At 43.7% G+C, this 15,789-nt stretch carries 18 protein-coding genes; 12 read left to right on the top strand and 6 right to left on the bottom strand.

Translation table 11 applies throughout. The features are described 5' to 3' along the window. Positions 1–417 precede the first annotated feature (417 nt). Positions 418–1,587: a Na+/H+ antiporter NhaA gene (gene nhaA / locus AC04QZ_RS00890; protein ID WP_478356189.1), complete on the bottom strand. Its 1,170-nt coding sequence runs from the start codon at positions 1,585–1,587 to the stop codon at positions 418–420. A 458-nt stretch (positions 1,588–2,045) separates the two neighbouring features. After that, positions 2,046–2,459, bottom strand: a complete 414-nt coding sequence (locus AC04QZ_RS00895; protein ID WP_478356190.1) for a hypothetical protein — start codon at positions 2,457–2,459, stop codon at positions 2,046–2,048. Positions 2,460–2,560: 101 nt separating this feature from the next. Here AC04QZ_RS00895 and AC04QZ_RS00900 point away from each other — a divergent pair, with 101 nt between their 5' ends. The 10 genes from AC04QZ_RS00900 (at position 2,561) to AC04QZ_RS00945 (ending at position 7,989) form a co-directional block, all read left to right on the top strand. Beyond that, positions 2,561–3,172, top strand: coding sequence for a UPF0758 domain-containing protein (locus AC04QZ_RS00900; RefSeq protein ID WP_478356191.1), 612 nt, complete (start codon positions 2,561–2,563; stop codon positions 3,170–3,172). Positions 3,173–3,455: 283 nt separating this feature from the next. After that, on the top strand, positions 3,456–3,848 hold the full coding sequence (locus AC04QZ_RS00905; protein ID WP_478356192.1) for a single-stranded DNA-binding protein: 393 nt from the start codon (positions 3,456–3,458) through the stop codon (positions 3,846–3,848). A gap of 18 nt (positions 3,849–3,866) precedes the next feature. After that, positions 3,867–4,298: a hypothetical protein gene (locus AC04QZ_RS00910; RefSeq protein WP_478356193.1), complete on the top strand. Its 432-nt coding sequence runs from the start codon at positions 3,867–3,869 to the stop codon at positions 4,296–4,298. A gap of 48 nt (positions 4,299–4,346) precedes the next feature. Continuing rightward, positions 4,347–4,571, top strand: coding sequence for a hypothetical protein (locus AC04QZ_RS00915; RefSeq protein ID WP_478356194.1), 225 nt, complete (start codon positions 4,347–4,349; stop codon positions 4,569–4,571). Further along, complete coding sequence (locus AC04QZ_RS00920; protein ID WP_478356195.1) at positions 4,568–5,089, top strand: PRTRC system protein E; 522 nt, start codon at positions 4,568–4,570, stop codon at positions 5,087–5,089. The genes AC04QZ_RS00915 and AC04QZ_RS00920 overlap by 4 nt, the downstream gene beginning before the upstream one ends. A gap of 13 nt (positions 5,090–5,102) precedes the next feature. Continuing rightward, the gene (locus AC04QZ_RS00925) at positions 5,103–5,321 is read left to right on the top strand and encodes a PRTRC system protein C (RefSeq protein ID WP_478356196.1); all 219 of its coding nucleotides are present in this window, start codon (positions 5,103–5,105) and stop codon (positions 5,319–5,321) included. Beyond that, positions 5,318–5,503: a hypothetical protein gene (locus tag AC04QZ_RS00930; RefSeq protein ID WP_478356197.1), complete on the top strand. Its 186-nt coding sequence runs from the start codon at positions 5,318–5,320 to the stop codon at positions 5,501–5,503. The genes AC04QZ_RS00925 and AC04QZ_RS00930 overlap by 4 nt, the downstream gene beginning before the upstream one ends. A gap of 83 nt (positions 5,504–5,586) precedes the next feature. Then, positions 5,587–6,492, top strand: a complete 906-nt coding sequence (locus AC04QZ_RS00935; protein ID WP_478356198.1) for a hypothetical protein — start codon at positions 5,587–5,589, stop codon at positions 6,490–6,492. Next, a complete protein-coding gene (locus AC04QZ_RS00940) occupies positions 6,473–7,183 on the top strand; it encodes a PRTRC system protein B (protein ID WP_478356199.1) in 711 nt (236 codons plus the stop codon). The genes AC04QZ_RS00935 and AC04QZ_RS00940 overlap by 20 nt, the downstream gene beginning before the upstream one ends. After that, positions 7,180–7,989: a PRTRC system ThiF family protein gene (locus AC04QZ_RS00945; RefSeq protein ID WP_478356200.1), complete on the top strand. Its 810-nt coding sequence runs from the start codon at positions 7,180–7,182 to the stop codon at positions 7,987–7,989. Before AC04QZ_RS00940 ends, AC04QZ_RS00945 begins: the two co-directional genes overlap by 4 nt. A 367-nt stretch (positions 7,990–8,356) precedes the next feature. Here the strand turns inward: AC04QZ_RS00945 and AC04QZ_RS00950 are convergent, their stop codons facing one another. Then, on the bottom strand, positions 8,357–9,829 hold the full coding sequence (locus AC04QZ_RS00950; protein WP_478356201.1) for an ATP-binding protein: 1,473 nt from the start codon (positions 9,827–9,829) through the stop codon (positions 8,357–8,359). Beyond that, a complete protein-coding gene (locus AC04QZ_RS00955) occupies positions 9,829–10,632 on the bottom strand; it encodes an alpha/beta fold hydrolase (RefSeq protein WP_478356202.1) in 804 nt (267 codons plus the stop codon). Before AC04QZ_RS00955 ends, AC04QZ_RS00950 begins: the two co-directional genes overlap by 1 nt. A 702-nt stretch (positions 10,633–11,334) precedes the next feature. Between AC04QZ_RS00955 and AC04QZ_RS00960 the strand changes: the two genes are divergently transcribed. Both AC04QZ_RS00960 and AC04QZ_RS00965 read left to right on the top strand, forming a co-directional pair. Beyond that, positions 11,335–13,329, top strand: a complete 1,995-nt coding sequence (locus AC04QZ_RS00960) for an ATP-binding protein (RefSeq protein WP_478356203.1) — start codon at positions 11,335–11,337, stop codon at positions 13,327–13,329. A 218-nt stretch (positions 13,330–13,547) separates the two neighbouring features. Next, positions 13,548–14,393: a FimB/Mfa2 family fimbrial subunit gene (locus AC04QZ_RS00965; RefSeq protein ID WP_478356204.1), complete on the top strand. Its 846-nt coding sequence runs from the start codon at positions 13,548–13,550 to the stop codon at positions 14,391–14,393. A 59-nt stretch (positions 14,394–14,452) separates the two neighbouring features. Here AC04QZ_RS00965 and AC04QZ_RS00970 read toward each other — a convergent pair whose 3' ends face one another. After that, positions 14,453–15,085: a class I SAM-dependent DNA methyltransferase gene (locus AC04QZ_RS00970; protein ID WP_478356205.1), complete on the bottom strand. Its 633-nt coding sequence runs from the start codon at positions 15,083–15,085 to the stop codon at positions 14,453–14,455. A 54-nt stretch (positions 15,086–15,139) separates the two neighbouring features. After that, the gene (locus tag AC04QZ_RS00975; protein WP_086545791.1) at positions 15,140–15,760 is read right to left on the bottom strand and encodes a Crp/Fnr family transcriptional regulator; all 621 of its coding nucleotides are present in this window, start codon (positions 15,758–15,760) and stop codon (positions 15,140–15,142) included. Positions 15,761–15,789 lie beyond the last annotated feature (29 nt).

A 15,789-nucleotide genomic window follows, 5' to 3' on the forward strand; every position in this document is an offset into this window, starting at 1 on the left:
TGAGGCTAAAAAGCCTACACTGTACCAACTATTTCCAGGCTGCCGGGAACTTGAATGTGCCATTAGGTTATTAACCTGGATTTTCGCCTAAGTCATCCCGGCAGCAACAACTAAACCGGTTTTTTATTGCAGACAATTGGGTAAGCAATTCATTAGCTGATTTTAATAACCCCTGGTTTAGAAATAAGGAAATATGGATGTATAAAGACGGCGATTCTATTTTTACCTGTATAAGAAATTACGGATGTATTTTCCTTGCGATCGGGAACCTGAAGATCCAATTAGGTCATTAACCTGCACGATGTCCTGGGCCATCCCGATCGCCTCTAAAGAAGATTCCTTTATTGCGGGTAATTGTCAGGTTTTGAACAATTATCCGATTTTAAGCATCCCTTTTTAGAATAAGAAAATACCTATTTAAGTTGTTTCGCTGATGGGTGTCCGGATGTTTTTAAGATAAAAATAACCGGCAATCCCTGCAATGACTGATGCGGCTAATATGGCAAGTTTTGCTTCCAGAACGTGATTCTCATCATCAAAGGATAGTGTGGTGATAAATATGGACATGGTAAATCCGATTCCGGCAATCATTCCAAGGCCAATAATATGTTTCCAGCCTGCACCGGTCGGCAAGTTTGCCCATTTTAATTTTACGGCCATCCAGCTGAAAAGGCTCACTCCAATGGTTTTTCCCACAAACAGACCCAGTATGATACCAAGTCCAAGAGGCGAAACCAGACCTGTGAGCATTTCTGTTTTGAATGTGATATTGGTATTGGCTAAAGCAAAAATTGGCATGATCAGGTAATTTACAGGCAGGGTCAGGCTATGTTCCAGTTTTTCCAGTGGAGAGGAATCTGCACTGCCCTTGGCTGGGATGGTTAAAGCCAGCAATACCCCGGCAATAGTAGCATGGATACCAGAGTGATGGATCAGGTACCAGAGCAATATGCCTGGTATTATATAAAAGATGAGGCTTTTTACTTTAAAATAATTCATTAGGGCAAGTATAATCACTATGCCCATAGCCATGGCCAGATACTCAAAATGAATTTGTTTGGTGTAAAAAACAGCTATTACCAGTATTGCCCCCAAATCGTCCACAATAGCCAGGGCAGCCAGAAAGATTTTTACGCTGGCTGGAATGCGTTTACCTAAAATGGCAATAATGGCAAGTGCGAATGCAATGTCCGTGGCCATGGGAATGCCCCATCCACCTGAAGTTTCAGCCCCTGCATTAAAGGCGATGTAGATCAGCGAGGGCACCAACATGCCGCCTACGGCTGCGATTACCGGCAGGGACGCGCTTTTAAGCGATGATAGTTCCCCGCTGATGAGTTCGCGTTTGATTTCCAAACCAACAAGTAAGAAAAATATGGCCATCAGGCCATCATTCACCCAGGTCAGTATGCTATATTCGACAGGGCCGAATCCGGCTTCTGTTTTCAGAAGGGCAGTAAAAACTTCACCTGAACCGGTGTTGGCAATGGTAAGGGATATGCAAACACATATTAATAACAGTAGGCCGCCAACTTTCCCTGAGCGAAAAAAACGTTGGAATACATCAAGGACTTTAAGTTTTGGCATGGGCTAAAAATAAGAAAAACATGGGTCAATATTCATTATATTTATGGTGGTCAGCCGATATTTAAATGGTATCGGGTGTTTGATCCTTTCGGAATCAATCGGTTAAATCAATTCTTGCTAGCAGATTTCATATCCATTACTGGTTAACTTTCTGGGAGCTGTTGCAAATATGGCGATATATAAAATCATGATGAAGTAAACCAGGCATTTCAGTAGAACGAACTGTATGAGGAGAATTCCACGGAACTTAATTTTGATCCGGTAGTTTGCCTGCGAGGTTAATCCCTTACTAAAGCCATTTTTTTACGGGGGCTCCATCAATCAATGATCATCAGAAAATGAAGGGTGCCGCAAAGCCCAAAGCACAGATCAGCCCTTTAACGAGGGCTTTTTTGTTGGGTATATTATTACAGTATTCTAACTCTGGGAGGTCAATTTTACGGCAGCCTCAAAAATACTTAGAGGTTAATTTGCCTTTCATTTTTGACGAGCAGGATTTTTCCGTTTTCTACCTCGAGCCAGCCATAATCATAGCAGAACCGGTAGATGTTCATTTCTTTGCTGAACACGCTGGTGCAGTATCCAAAATGTAAACCCGCCTCGATCAGGTCAGCCTTGCTGATGATGAGCTTGCTTTCATCTCCCATCCTTTCCTTTAATATCTGCCTGTTGTGGCGGAGGATGCGGTGGATCTTTTCGACAAAAGCGGGTTCCTGCCAGCCGCTTATCCGCTGTACCTGTCTTTTGTTTGCGTTCCTGCAGGCATCACTGCAGAAGCGTTTATCTGCACGGCCTTCAAATGAGAGCCCACAGACCTCGCATTTGCGGTAATTATTTTCTGGGCTCCTTTTTTCCTGTGTCTGGTCAATCATGCATTATCCGGTTTTTATCCGGTAACCCCGCCTGTTACGGCTGGCAACCGGATATTGGTATGTTCCATTCCCAACTTTGCCCTGCACTAAAGCATAAAGTTATGAAAAATAGAATGATCGCAACCGAGTCATTCCGTTCAGGAAAGGACATTTACTTTTTTGATTATCTGGAAGCAGTGAACGGGAGGCATTACCTGCGTATTGCCAGGATGGAGAACTGCGCTGATGGAGCCACTAAGCGGAGCAAGGTGGTGATTTTTGAGGAGGTGATACAGCCGATGATTTCGGCCTTTGCTTACCTGCTCCATGTCGTGAGACATGCTGATAACCAGGACGAGGGTCCAAGGGAGATGTGCGAAAAGGCAAAGCAAATCAGGGCGCTGCGTGAAAGCATGGATCCTGATATGCCACTGCGCGAGCGGCTCGGGCTGTTTGGGGCGGGCACACTCAGTGAACATGAACTGGTTTCGCTGCTTGTTGGCCTTGGAACTACATCGATCGATGCCGAGCACATGGCGGATGAACTGCTGGGCCACCTTGGCGGCAATATCGCAAAGCTGGCAGGCATGACCCAGTCAGATCTTTGCAGGATGCCGGGGATCGGGATGGCAAAATGTTCGGTGATCCTCGCTGCAATGGAACTGGGCAGGCGTTCCTTTCTTGCCGCGCCCATCACTGCTAGCCCGATTGGGATCCGGTATTTCCGGGACTGATTTTTCGTCGCTGCAAACCTTGCTTTTTTTTAAATGGAGGATTTGCTGCCTAAAGGAAAACAAAATAAAAGTATGCGAATATCGTGACCTCCGCCCGGCTGCGCACGCATAATGTTCACGGTTGCACCATGAACACCCTGCGGGACTTATAGTGCTGCGCTGGGCTTATAAGGTCACCGCGGACATCTGGCATTCTTTTATCCCGTTTTCCATCAGGAGAACAAATTTTTGGGGACGGGATCAAGGGATGAATTAATCAATTTTTAATTAAAAAACTTTAATCATGGAGATTACAGGAAGATTGACCGCTGATGCCGTAACAAGGACGGTTCGTGGTGACAAGGTAGTGGTTGGCTTTAGATTGGCCATCAATGATAGTTATGTTTCAAACAATGAAAAAGTAGAGGTGACCACGTATGTGGATTGTTCGTACTGGCTCGGTAGTGGGATTGCACCTTATCTTAAAAAAGGCGGGATCCTGCAGGTTTGCGGCCGTATAGGAGTGAATGCGTGGATTTCAAACGATGGGGAGGCCAAGGGCAGCATCACCATGTTTGTATCGGACATCAAAATGTTTTCTGCTTCTGCTCCTTCAAATGCTGCTGCACCTGCCAGTAATTCCCGGCCTTTGATGGTTGCGGATAAAGGGGATGAAAACGGGGATTTACCATTTTAAATTTTAGATAGGATAGGGATGGAAAATCTGGAAAGGGAAATCGGGGAATTTAGGGAGGCTTTCTGTCCCTATGGATACCTTGATGTAAAAATGGCTGTAGAGGCGGCGCTCGAATCAGGGCATGACGGGGATTGGGCATTTGAGCAGATCGAAAAATTTTCGCAGGAATGCTGTGCCAAAATCACCGATATAGACCCCTGTTACGTGGTATTGGATGCCATTATGCAGGAAGCTAGGGCAGAAATCGAAGATCTGACGGGCTTTGATATCATCAGCGATGCATCATTTGAGGTGTACGGAAACTATATGTGTTCGGGTTATGACTGGAAAATCGAAGATATCGATGCGTTAAAGGATGTTTTAAAAGAAAGCGAAATCGCTGCGGATGACCTCTCCGATGCAGCCATTTACTGGCTGAAAATGGTAGAAGTAAGTTTAGAGGAAATATAGCAGTAGAAACCGGGGGCAGCACGCTGCCCCCTTTAAAGAAATAAAATCATGGGAATTATAGCAGAAAAAACAGAGCGGCAGGTGCTGCTCGAAATGGCAAGGACACTGCGTTTTTTTGGCCGTTTAGGGTTATTGAAAATCTCGGCAGGGGATGATGTACGCCTTGAACATGCCGAACGGATTATCAGGGACGTAATCCACCGCAACGGCTACGGGGTGAAATTTGCCGGAAACAGGGGAATAAAGATCATTAAACTATTTACAAAGTCATGAGTGGTTTTTTTACTAGCATCAAAAGCCTGCCGAGCACGGGCGGATGGAAAATTAACATTGCCTTTGATGACAATGAAAAAATGGTGGTATCTGTGTTATTGGAAACAGACGGTAAAGGTAAACCTTTACCGCCCATGCTGTTAAGGGGTACTGCCGAGGAACTGGATCGGGCATTTTTCGAGGTAGTGGCCACGCCTGTCGCCAGTACGGCCGAACTCTTTTTAAGCCGTGAAGCTTATAACAGGGAACTGGAAAAGGCAAAAGAAGAGCTAAAGAAGAAGCCGCAGGAATCCAAGACCACCAAAGCGGCAAACAATGGAAAAGCGGACGAGGCAGCAGAGCCAAAGATCAAATTTGACGAGGTGATCAAAAAGGTCACCGAATTGAATGCGGTCTGTAAATATGCCGAGGCTTTAGAAGTGCTGCCCCCAAATTCCGAATTCCCCGAGAAAAAAGAGGAACTCGAAAAGCTGCGCAGGGAACTGGAATGGAAACGGAATCAATTGACATTACTGTAAAAAAGGAGGGATTATGTTACAACATAGTATACTGCCAAGGGCATTTTATTTTAAGCATGGCGGGGAGGAAATCCGTTTATCTGACCCCAGTCCCGATTGGACGGTGGAGCAGGTGATGGGCTTTTATTCGGGGACTTATCCCATCCTCACTAACGCCAAACAGGAGGGACCAGAGATCAAGGGGGATGAACTCCGTTATGAGTTTTTGACCACACTAGGGACAAAGGGATGAAAAAACAAAGACAGGTGCGGAAAATCCGCACCGCAAAAACCAAAGAATATTCTAACGCATGGCACTTACATCAACGTATCGGTCAATTTGCGCAAGGCCTTGGCAGAAGAAAAGACCTCGCAGAAATCAGGGCGGACAGGCAGGGGACTGCACCGGTCACGCTATTGGAACTCCTTTTTTAGCATGTCGGCATCTACCGCTTTTTAAAGGCAGCAGAGAAGCAGGCCAAGGTCAAAGGGAAACGCAAAGGGTATTTTACCATGCTATGGGAAACCTTTGCAGTTTATATGGTTTCAAGAGACACCGCAGTAGGGATATGCCTTATCCGCTCAATATTATACAGGATTTTAACAGGCTGAAAAAACAACTCGAAAGCAGGGATGCGGCATTGGAACTGGTATTTATGCAAGAGGAGGAACGCAGGCGCTTAGTCACGGTAAAAACTTTCGATACAGGCAGAACGCTTTTTTACCTACCTGTTGCCCCACTTTACGACCTGCTGAAATCCCGTAAACAAAAGGCTTTTGCAGACCTGCTGCTTTCCGTTATGGCCTACCTGTATCAGATTACAGGTATACCGCATTTTAGAGAGGATTATGTGTATCTCGAAAGTATTTACGCCATGATCGGGGAATGGGTGAGCGATGGTGACTACTGCGAGGATAAGCAGGAACGTCAGTTGATGACCGATCATTTTGAAATGATGTACGCTAAGGGGGATTATACTTTAGCAAGGATGTCGGCAAAAAAAGAGGTAATGGAATTGGAAGGGCGTGCATGCCGTTTCAAGGTAAAAAATGAAACCGAAACTGAACTTTTAGATTGTGCCAATCAACTTGTGGCCTTGCAAAGGGATTATCCTGATCGGTCGGTTATGGAGGGGATGCGGCCGCCCACAGAGACTGATTACGATGATGGGTATATCAGGGCAGAGCAGTACCTCTGTTTTTACTGGAGCGGTGTGGACTGTTTGCAGGATCAGCTGTTCGATACGGTAAATGCCGAACTCAACGAATATGGGGCAATTGAAGAGCCTGTTACCATCCAGTATTTTGAGAGCAGGCAGGAATGCACCTTGCACGATATGGATTTTGAACGCAGGCTTTTTGAAATCCTGCATGGATTGAGTGATATATTATATGATTTGGAACATGGAGAACTTAATGGATAAAATAAGTGACCTTTATGTGCCCTTTAAGGCACTAATGGTTTACAGGGCAGAAAGCGATAACAGCTATTATGTAGAAAGCCACGATCTTGATCATAAGGGAATGGCCATAAATGCGCATCCGCTTTCGCTAAAAGAAAGCCAGTCAATGGCATCAGCACTCGATTCCGCGCAGGTGAAAGGGGAAAGCTTTTTATACCATCGTGGGCTTCTGCCGTCTTGCGTGCTGCATTTGAGAACCGGTAAGGATGGAACTGCGGTATGGCATACACCGATGATAAAAAAAGAATTGCATTTTATAAAGGGGCTTCATATTTCTGATGGTATGGCCTATGTTCCCCCGATGTTATGGAAAGCGGACAGAAAACAGCTATCGGTATGGGCATTGGCAGATAACAAAAGACCAAAGGAAAAAACTGCGCTGTATCATGCCCCTTTTTTCAATGTATATGAAAATGCTTCGGTGTGCTTCGGAAATGTGAAGATCGAAATCCCTGCCGATTGCAACCTGACTACATTTTTGAAAATGTGGGAACACTATTTCTTTGATAGCACCTTTAGCCACCTGATCGGTGGTGGTGCTTTCAAGGGGGATCTGGTCAGGCTTTGGAAAGAACAAACCGCGACTGGGCGGAAATTCCCGGTAGATGAGATGAACAGGACAGCAAAAACTTTAATGGAAGTACTGAAATGAAAACGGAAAAAAACATAGATAAAGAAAATATACACATTGTACCACATTATTTTCTGCATCCCACTAACCCCCTTTCGGTCAACCTGATCGGTGTGGGCGGTACAGGAAGTGTACTATTAACGGCACTGGCAAGGATCAACCATGCGCTTATGCAGCTCGGCCATGCAGGGCTGATGGTCAGGGCATTTGACCCCGATAGCGTCGAAGAACCAAATTTGGGCAGACAGCTTTTTTCGCATCACGAAATTGGAATGAACAAAGCCGTTGCGCTGATCAATCGGGTAAACCGTTTTTTCGGCACTGCGTGGGAAGCATTTGATTGTACTTATTGCGGGCAATTGGATAATGCTCAATCCGAACCGATAGCCAATATCACCTTATCCTGCGTAGATACGCTAGCAGCTAGGTTAGCTATTGCTGATCTGCTTGCTAAAACAGCATTGAAAGGGCAACACAGGGATAATCCGATGTACTGGATGGATTTTGGTAACAGCAGGGATTCGGGGCAGGTACTGCTTTCTACCCTTGGTGAGATTAAACAGCCCGAATCCAAAAAGTTCCGGACTGTCGGCACACTTCCGACAATTATTGAAGAATATGGTAATATATTGGAAACCTCAGGGGAAGATGAGCTGCCAAGCTGCTCCCTGGCACAGGCTTTGGGCAGGCAAGACCTCTTCATCAATTCAAGTTTGGCAGATTTGGCGGCATCGCTTTTGTGGACGATGTTCCGTACAGGTATGCTCTGCTACAGGGGATTCTTTTTGAACCTTTCAGGTTTTAGGGTAATGCCAATAAAAATTTGAGGGTAAGATATGCTTCATGCAGCGAGGTCATCGTTTTTAACTAAACCTTGCTTTAAATCATGCGGCGGCCGTCCTTCGGACGGCCCGAAGGCCTCGCGTCCTATCGTACGCTCGGCCGGTCTGGATCAGGTGAAACCATAGAAGAAAACGGAGTTAGTTTATAGTACTGAAGGTCATCTCCATACAAATTCAGGTTTGTCCAGGATCGGATAATCTAACCTGTAATTGCTCTTTGTGAGGAGGGATATGAAACCTTGAGTTCAAAAAAAGCCAGACATGTGCGCCGGCTTTTATCATCAAGAATTCTTTGAGATTTACACTTTAAAAAATATTATGTTTGGTAAGCGCAATCGTTTTTGCCTGTTTATCACCTGGGCAGTTCAAACCAAAAGGTACTGCCTTTACCTTGAATGCTTTCCGCGCCAATTTCCCCCTCATGTTTTTTTATGATTTCCGAACAGATGAACAGTCCCAGCCCCAGACCGGTATACTTTACCCCTTTATTGTCTACCTGGTAATAGCGGTCAAAAAGGAAAGGGATTTTTTCAGGTGGAATACCTGGCCCATAATCAGTAACTTCAATTCGTACACCGGCGGGTAGGCTGCTTATCTTAATCTCAATTTTTTTGCTGTCAGGTGCATACTTGATCGCATTGCTAATGAAATTTATGACAACCTGCTCGATGCGTCCTTCGTCGGCAAACACACTGGCACCTTCATAACCTGTAGTCAAGATTTGATACTGGTTTTCCATGCGGATGTGGTGCACACAATCCCCGATGAGTTGGGAAAGATTGATTTGAACTTTATTGAGTTGCAGCTGGCCTTGTGCTAATTGGCTGGCATTGAGGAGGTCATCCACAAGGGTGTTGACCTTATTGAGGTTCTTATTCGCTTTTTCAACCAGGCTGGGAATCATCTTATTGCCGGGATCTGCTTTAACGCGGTCGAGTAACTGCAGTATAGCCTTAAGACTGGTAATGGGCGTTTTCAACTCGTGACTGGCGATGTCAATAAACTCATCTTTCTTCTTTAAAGCATTAACGTGCTCATTTATATTTGCGCAGGATCCAAACCATGCAGTAAGCTTCCCGCTTTCGGATATGAATCGTGCCGCCCTTAACCGGTGCCATTCATACTCATCTGAAGGATTTTTAAGACGGATATCCAGTTGTAGGTCTTTGGCCTGGTTGAGGCTATCCTGCCATGTGCTGAGCAGTTTTTTGAGGTCTTCGGGATGGAATTTTGAAAGTATAAAAGTGGTGGCAGGAATTTGGGTGCCACAATTGAAATATTCAAAGAACCTTGCGTTTAGGTAATCTATTTTTCCTGCGTCGGTCATTGTCCAGATGATTTCGGGAACCAGGTCGGCCATGAACTGAAGGCGCTTTCGCTCACTTTCTGCGGTTTTTTTGGATTTAATCAGCTCTTTTTCATACTGCCTTCTTTCCGAATTGTCGGTAATTACGGTATTGATAGCGGTGATTTTTCTATCGCTGTCCAGTTTGACCGATGCATTGAGTAGTACCGGAAGGGTTGCGCCATCTTTGCAGGTAACCTCGTAGCTCATCTCCCTGACCGAATGCTCAATGGCGGCGAGTGGCAAAAAAAACATCTCAAAATGCATCTGTCCGCCTTTGGAAAGAAGCATCGAAAATTTCTTCCCGGTGATTTCTTCTTCTTTATAGCCCAGCCAGGTTAATAGGGTATGGTTTATCTTGATGATAGTCCCGTCTGTCGAAATAGAGCAATAGCCACATGGTGCATTGTTGTAGAGTTCAGCGACATCGATGAGCGAGGAAAGGAATTCTTGGTGCCCATAAGCTGAGGGTTCGTTCATTAGTTTTTAACTAGGTAACGTTTAATAGCAGCAATTGTTTCTTCAGGTTCACTAATGTGAGGACAATGGCCTCTGGCGTTGAGCTGTACGAAGTCATTTCCAGGTGTATTTTCATGAACATATCTTCCTACTGCAGTAGGGGCGATGATGTCGTCTGTACATTGAAGGGTTAAACTTTTTACTTTTGAATTTTGTAAGTCAGCCCGGTTGTCGGAGAAGAAAGTGACCCTGGCAAAGTCACGCGCAACTTCGGGGTCGGTGGCACAGAAACTTCCAGTCAGGAATTCGCCCAGTGCCGGCCGGTCAGGATTTCCCATGATTGCAGGCGCAAGGGTGCTTGACCATCCAAGGTAATTGCTGTCCATAAAATCGAATAAATCGTCCAAATCTTTTCTTTCAAATCCCCCGGTATAATGCCCCTCGTTCAAATAATAGGGAGAGGGACCTATAAAAATTAGTTTGGAGAAATATTCTGGATGGCGGTTTGCTGCGAGCAGGCCCACCATACTGCTTACCGAATGGCCCACAAAAATAACATCTCTCAGAGAAAGTGATTCGCAGACGTCCAACAGGTCCTGCACATAACCCTCAAGCGTACTGTATTTCCCCGGGTCGTATTGGGTAATGTCCGAACTGCCAGAACCGGTGTAATCAAAGAGCACTATCTTATAATCTTCCAAAAAGGCATCAATGATAAACTTCCATGCATTCTGGTCACAGCCAAAACCATGGGCAAACAACATGACTTGTTGGCCATTTCCGATTACATTAACATGATTACGCTTGATAACCTCTTTAGACATTCACACGGGATTCGTTCAGTTAAAGGTAGAAAAAATCCGTTAAATGACTGCACATCGCATTAGCCGATTTAGTCCAGGTCTTGCAAGACAAAGGTTAACTCACACTATAGAAATTATATGGAAAATGATGTTTCTGATTTCTTAAACCCCTCACCTTGGTACCTGTGAAAATAGGCAGTCCCTGTATTGAAAAATTGTGATTTATTTTGTTGTGAAAAAAAACAATTTTGATTAATTTTACGTCAGTTTAAACAGTTTTAGACTTGGGGAAATACCAGGTTAGAAGTGTGATTTTATCAGCTAAAAAATGGGCTAAAAAAGGCGATCCCTTATTCTAGCACCGGTTTAAAATACGAGTATAAAGCATTGAAAATCAATATATTATAGAGGGGTATTTCGTCCTGCCATCCCGACACAAAACAAAAAGCCTTTAGATCATAAGATTTAAAGGCTTTTTTGTTTATAAATTATTCTGCGGCGAGCTGTAAATCAGTATTGTGTTGGATTGAATCTGGCATTTCTACTGATCAGATCAGCAAATCGAGTGATTTTTCGCTTTAGAAGATAAAAAACTGGATCAATAATCGCTAATTTCAAACATATCGTCAGAATTAATGTTGATTAAATCTAAGCAAGTCTAATGAATCTAAAAATAAATTTACTTTTTAGGAGTGCCGCCATACCTTTTGTTAAAGCGGTACTATGGAACTGAACAATAAAACCAATCTCTTCGAGGGCTATTTAAAGGGTGGCGGCGAAATGGGGGAACTGACCAGAAATTTTGATTGGGCAGGGACTGAACTTGGGCCTCCTGAAACCTGGCAGGTAAACCTGTTGACTTCTGTAAGTATCTTGTTAAATTCCAGGTTTCCAATGTTCCTTTGGTGGGGAGAAAACCTGATACAATTTTATAATGATGCCTATCGCCCCAGCCTGGGCGATCAGGGCAAACACCCGGGAGCACTGGGGGCAAAAGCTGTTGATTATTGGGAGGAAATCTGGAGTGTAATTTCTCCGCTGATCCATCAGGTTATGAATACCGGTGAACCAACATGGAGCGAAGATCAGCTGATTCCGATTTACCGTAACGGTAAACTTGAAAATGTTTACTGGACTTTTGGCTACAGCAGTGTAAACGATGAGCATGGAAATGTATGTGGTGTAATGGTAATCTGTAATGAGACAACAGAAAAGGTAGAGGCGCTTCTTTCGCTGACTCATGCCAAGAATGCGCTGGAGAAAAGCAAACGTGATGCAGAAAATCAGCGTGACCGGTTAAAACAGTTTCTGATGCAGGCACCCGCTGGGATATGTATTCTGGAAGGGCAAGATTTGGTGTATGATTTTGTAAATCCAGGCTATCAGCAGTTTTTTCCGGGCAGAAGTTTGATTGGAAGGCAGCTATTGGAGGCAGTTCCCGAAATCCGAGATCAGGAAATACACGATATATTAAATCGCGTTCTGGCAACAGGGGTGACCTATACCGGTGAATCGCAGTTGATTCCGCTGGCTTATACCGATAGCGGTCCGGTTGTCGATCGTTATTTCAATTTTGTTTATCAGGCAAAATACGGGGACAAAGGTGAAGTTGATGGAATTATTGTTTTTGCATTTGAGGTAACCGCTATGGTTGAAGTGACTCGAGAACTGGAAAAAGCAGAGGATAAACTAAATCTGGCAATCGAGGCGGCTATGATTGGCACCTGGACGGTAGATTTAAATAAAATGACCCTAAACATCTCTTCACGCACAGCTGAACTTTTTGGCTTTGAGGAACGGAATAACATTTCGATGGAAAAAGTAGGCGAAATTATCATTCCCGAAGACAGGGAAAGGATCTTATTGGCCAGGAAACTCGCATTGGAGAATGGTAGTGATTACTGTGAAGAATATAGCATCATCGCCCTGGGTGCTACGGCTCCAAAATGGATTCGTTCTATGGGTAAAACTTATTACGATGCGGGTGGAAATGCGCTTTATATGACCGGGGCTATTCTGGATATTTCAGAACAAAAATTGAATGAAAACAGGAAGAATGATTTTATCAGTATGGTGAGCCATGAAATGAAAACCCCCTTAACTTCCATTAGTCTTTACCTCCAGCTTTTGGGTACCAAGGCAAAGGTGATGGAAAATCCGGTTACCGCATCGCTACTGGATAAGGTTAATGGTCAGCTCAAAAAAATGGAGGGGCTTATTAATGGTTTTTTAAACATCTCAAGGCTTGAGTCGAACAAGATTTACCTCGATAAGGAACGCTTTGATCTTGATATGCTGATTAGCGAATCTCTTGCAGAATTTAAGCTGGTGGCAAAGGATTTTAATATTGATTTTCAGCAGTCCTGTGTGGTTTCAGTTCTAGCCGATCGCTATAAAATCAGTTCGGTGCTTTCCAATCTGCTTAATAATGCCATGAAATATTCGCCTAGGGGTAGGAAAATAAGCGTAAAATGTGGTGTTTATGGCAATAACGTGCGGGTAAGTGTAGCAGATGAAGGAATGGGGATAAAACAATCTGAAATTCCCAAACTTTTTGAAAGGTTCTATCGTGTAGAGACGCTCCACACGACTACGATTTCAGGCTTTGGCATTGGCCTTTACCTAAGCGCAGAGATTGTACAGCTTCACGGCGGCAGGATCTGGGTAGATAGTGAGATCGGTATAGGTTCCGTATTTCATTTTGAGCTACCGGTTTAGCGGCTTTGAAGGCATATTCTCAGGCCACTAATTTTAAATTCGGGGACGAGTCAACATAGTTGTCCTTATTGCACACATTTTTGTAAACGGGATTTCCAATTATGGTTAAACAGGTTCTTTTTAATATAAAACATGTGTATGGGGTTACAGATTGGTATACATTGCATTAATTGAAGTTTTAAATTGCCTGGTAGTCAATAACTTTAGGTAAAAAACCTATGAAAAAGTTATTTATTCTACTCGCGCTCACGCAGATTATTATAATTTGTTCTTGCCGAAAAATTCTGGAGGGCCACGGCGGTCAGCCAGGAGGCACCACACACCAGATTACCTTTCAGTTTTCGGGACTTAATCACACCGTCGGGCAGCCTAATGTGGGGATGCAGTCTGAACCATTACAAAATTACATTAGCCAGCTCAGTGTGATTGCTTACAATGCCAAGACAGGTTCTGAAGTTAAACGGCTGACACAGTTTTCTACACAGTCAGGTTTTGGACAGGTGGTATTTAATCTTGATCCGGCACAGTACAATTTTGTGGCCGTTGGATCTCAGTCGGCATTTGGCATTAATCAGTTTTATAAACTCGATACTATTCCGGTATACCTTCCTTACACGCAAGCTACTATCGAATATATACAGGATGGTCCGGATCCCTATTGGAGGCACTACCAAACTGGTGACACCTTTTTATCCCGAAAAACAGTTAATGTAAATAATAATCAAACCGTTGAGATGGTTATGGAACGTATTGTAGGCAAACTCGAATTTGAAGTGAATGACGCTCCTAACTTCAAGGTATCTGAAATTTATGATGAAAAAACGGCGTTTAAGGTATCTGCTGATTCATTACTTCACCGGGTTAAGACCTACAGTTTTCCTGAATACACTGCTGTAAATGGTAAAATCAGTCTTTATATGCTTAATACCACCGGAAATCTGGCCATCGAATCGGGTGTATGGTTACACCCACTTTATATTCAGGATATACGGGTATACAAAAATAAAACAACCCTGGTTAAAGCGAAGGTGTTGACCGGAGAATATACGATAACGGTTCAATAAGCTGTGAATCTAACAAGCATAGTATTTCCGCTAAAGGATAGGAGATCGATGTTAATGTGCTATTTAATTTTACAGACCAATACCAAATCTGTAATGACCAGATCACCCTGGCCAGGAGAATCATAGCGTTTGAGGAGGAGCGTTTCAAAGTTGTTCTGCTCAAGGGCTGCAGATAAGTAATCTTCGCTATGGTAATTTACGTACACTTTGTCGCCGGTGCTGGATATTTGATACCTCGATTTATTATTTTCGTCTTCTTCCATGGTACTCAAATAAAAAACACCACCTGGTTTTAACAACTTAGAAACATTTGAAATTAGTTTAATGGTTTCCTGCTGTGTTAAATAGGGCAGGCAAAAGCCACAGGTAATCCCGTTAAATTTCTCTTTGATGGTGTCAATCTCACGGCAATCCATAAGTTGAAATTGAGCCTTAGGATTATTGGCCTGGGCAAGGCCGAGCATTTTTGATGACAGATCGATTCCTAAAACCTGGTAACCTGGTTGCTTATCCAATAGGTATTTGGTGATGTTTCCAGGACCGCAGGCAATATCCAAAACACGGGCATCATCTGCTGCTATATTATCAAAAAAGACCTTGAAGGGTTCAGCATATAAACTAACATCCATGAATTTTTCCTGGTATATTTTTGCCGATTTGTCAAATGCGTCAGCAGCCTTTAATATTTTCATGCCTTCTTCAAGATAAATGGTAAACAATTAAATTAAATATACGCAAAAGCAGTCTTATGTTTTTTTGTTTTCGCTTGATCGGATCCTGCTGAGCGTTTCCAGTCGTAGTCCGATAAATGATGCGACGTATCGGAGCGGCACACGGTCAATCATCCAGGGAAAGGCTTGAAGCAGGTGTTTATAACGCCCCGTAGCAGATGGGATCTGGCAGATAAAACCCCTGTCGTAGGCCCCTCTGTAATGAAGCTCCATAATCTTTCTCCCAATAATGTTTGCCTCTGGAAAATTTTTATAAAGCATAGTAGTGAGCTCATGAGGTATGGCAATCAGCTCTACATCTTCTATGGCCTGCAGGTATTCGTCTGATTCTTCAGCAGTCCATAGATTGCGGATGGTTCCTACAATTTCATATTCCTGGCATATCCACGAAGTAATTTCAGTTCCCGAATCCTTGTAGAATCCCCTCACTACTCCTTTTAAAATCAGGTAAAGATATCTGTTGCGGTCTATCGGCGAAATAATGTATCTGTTTTTACGAAAGCTTACCGGAAAGGTGAGGGAATCGATTAGTGCCTCCATTTCTACAGTTAAGGGATGAAAGCTATTGTATAGGGCAATAAGTGGGGAAGCTCCGTTATAGGAGTCCCATTTGCTGTTTTCCTGTGCACCGGCCATGATTCTTTAGTTTAGCTTTTCGGATGATG

Source organism: Pedobacter folensis, assembly GCF_056490665.1.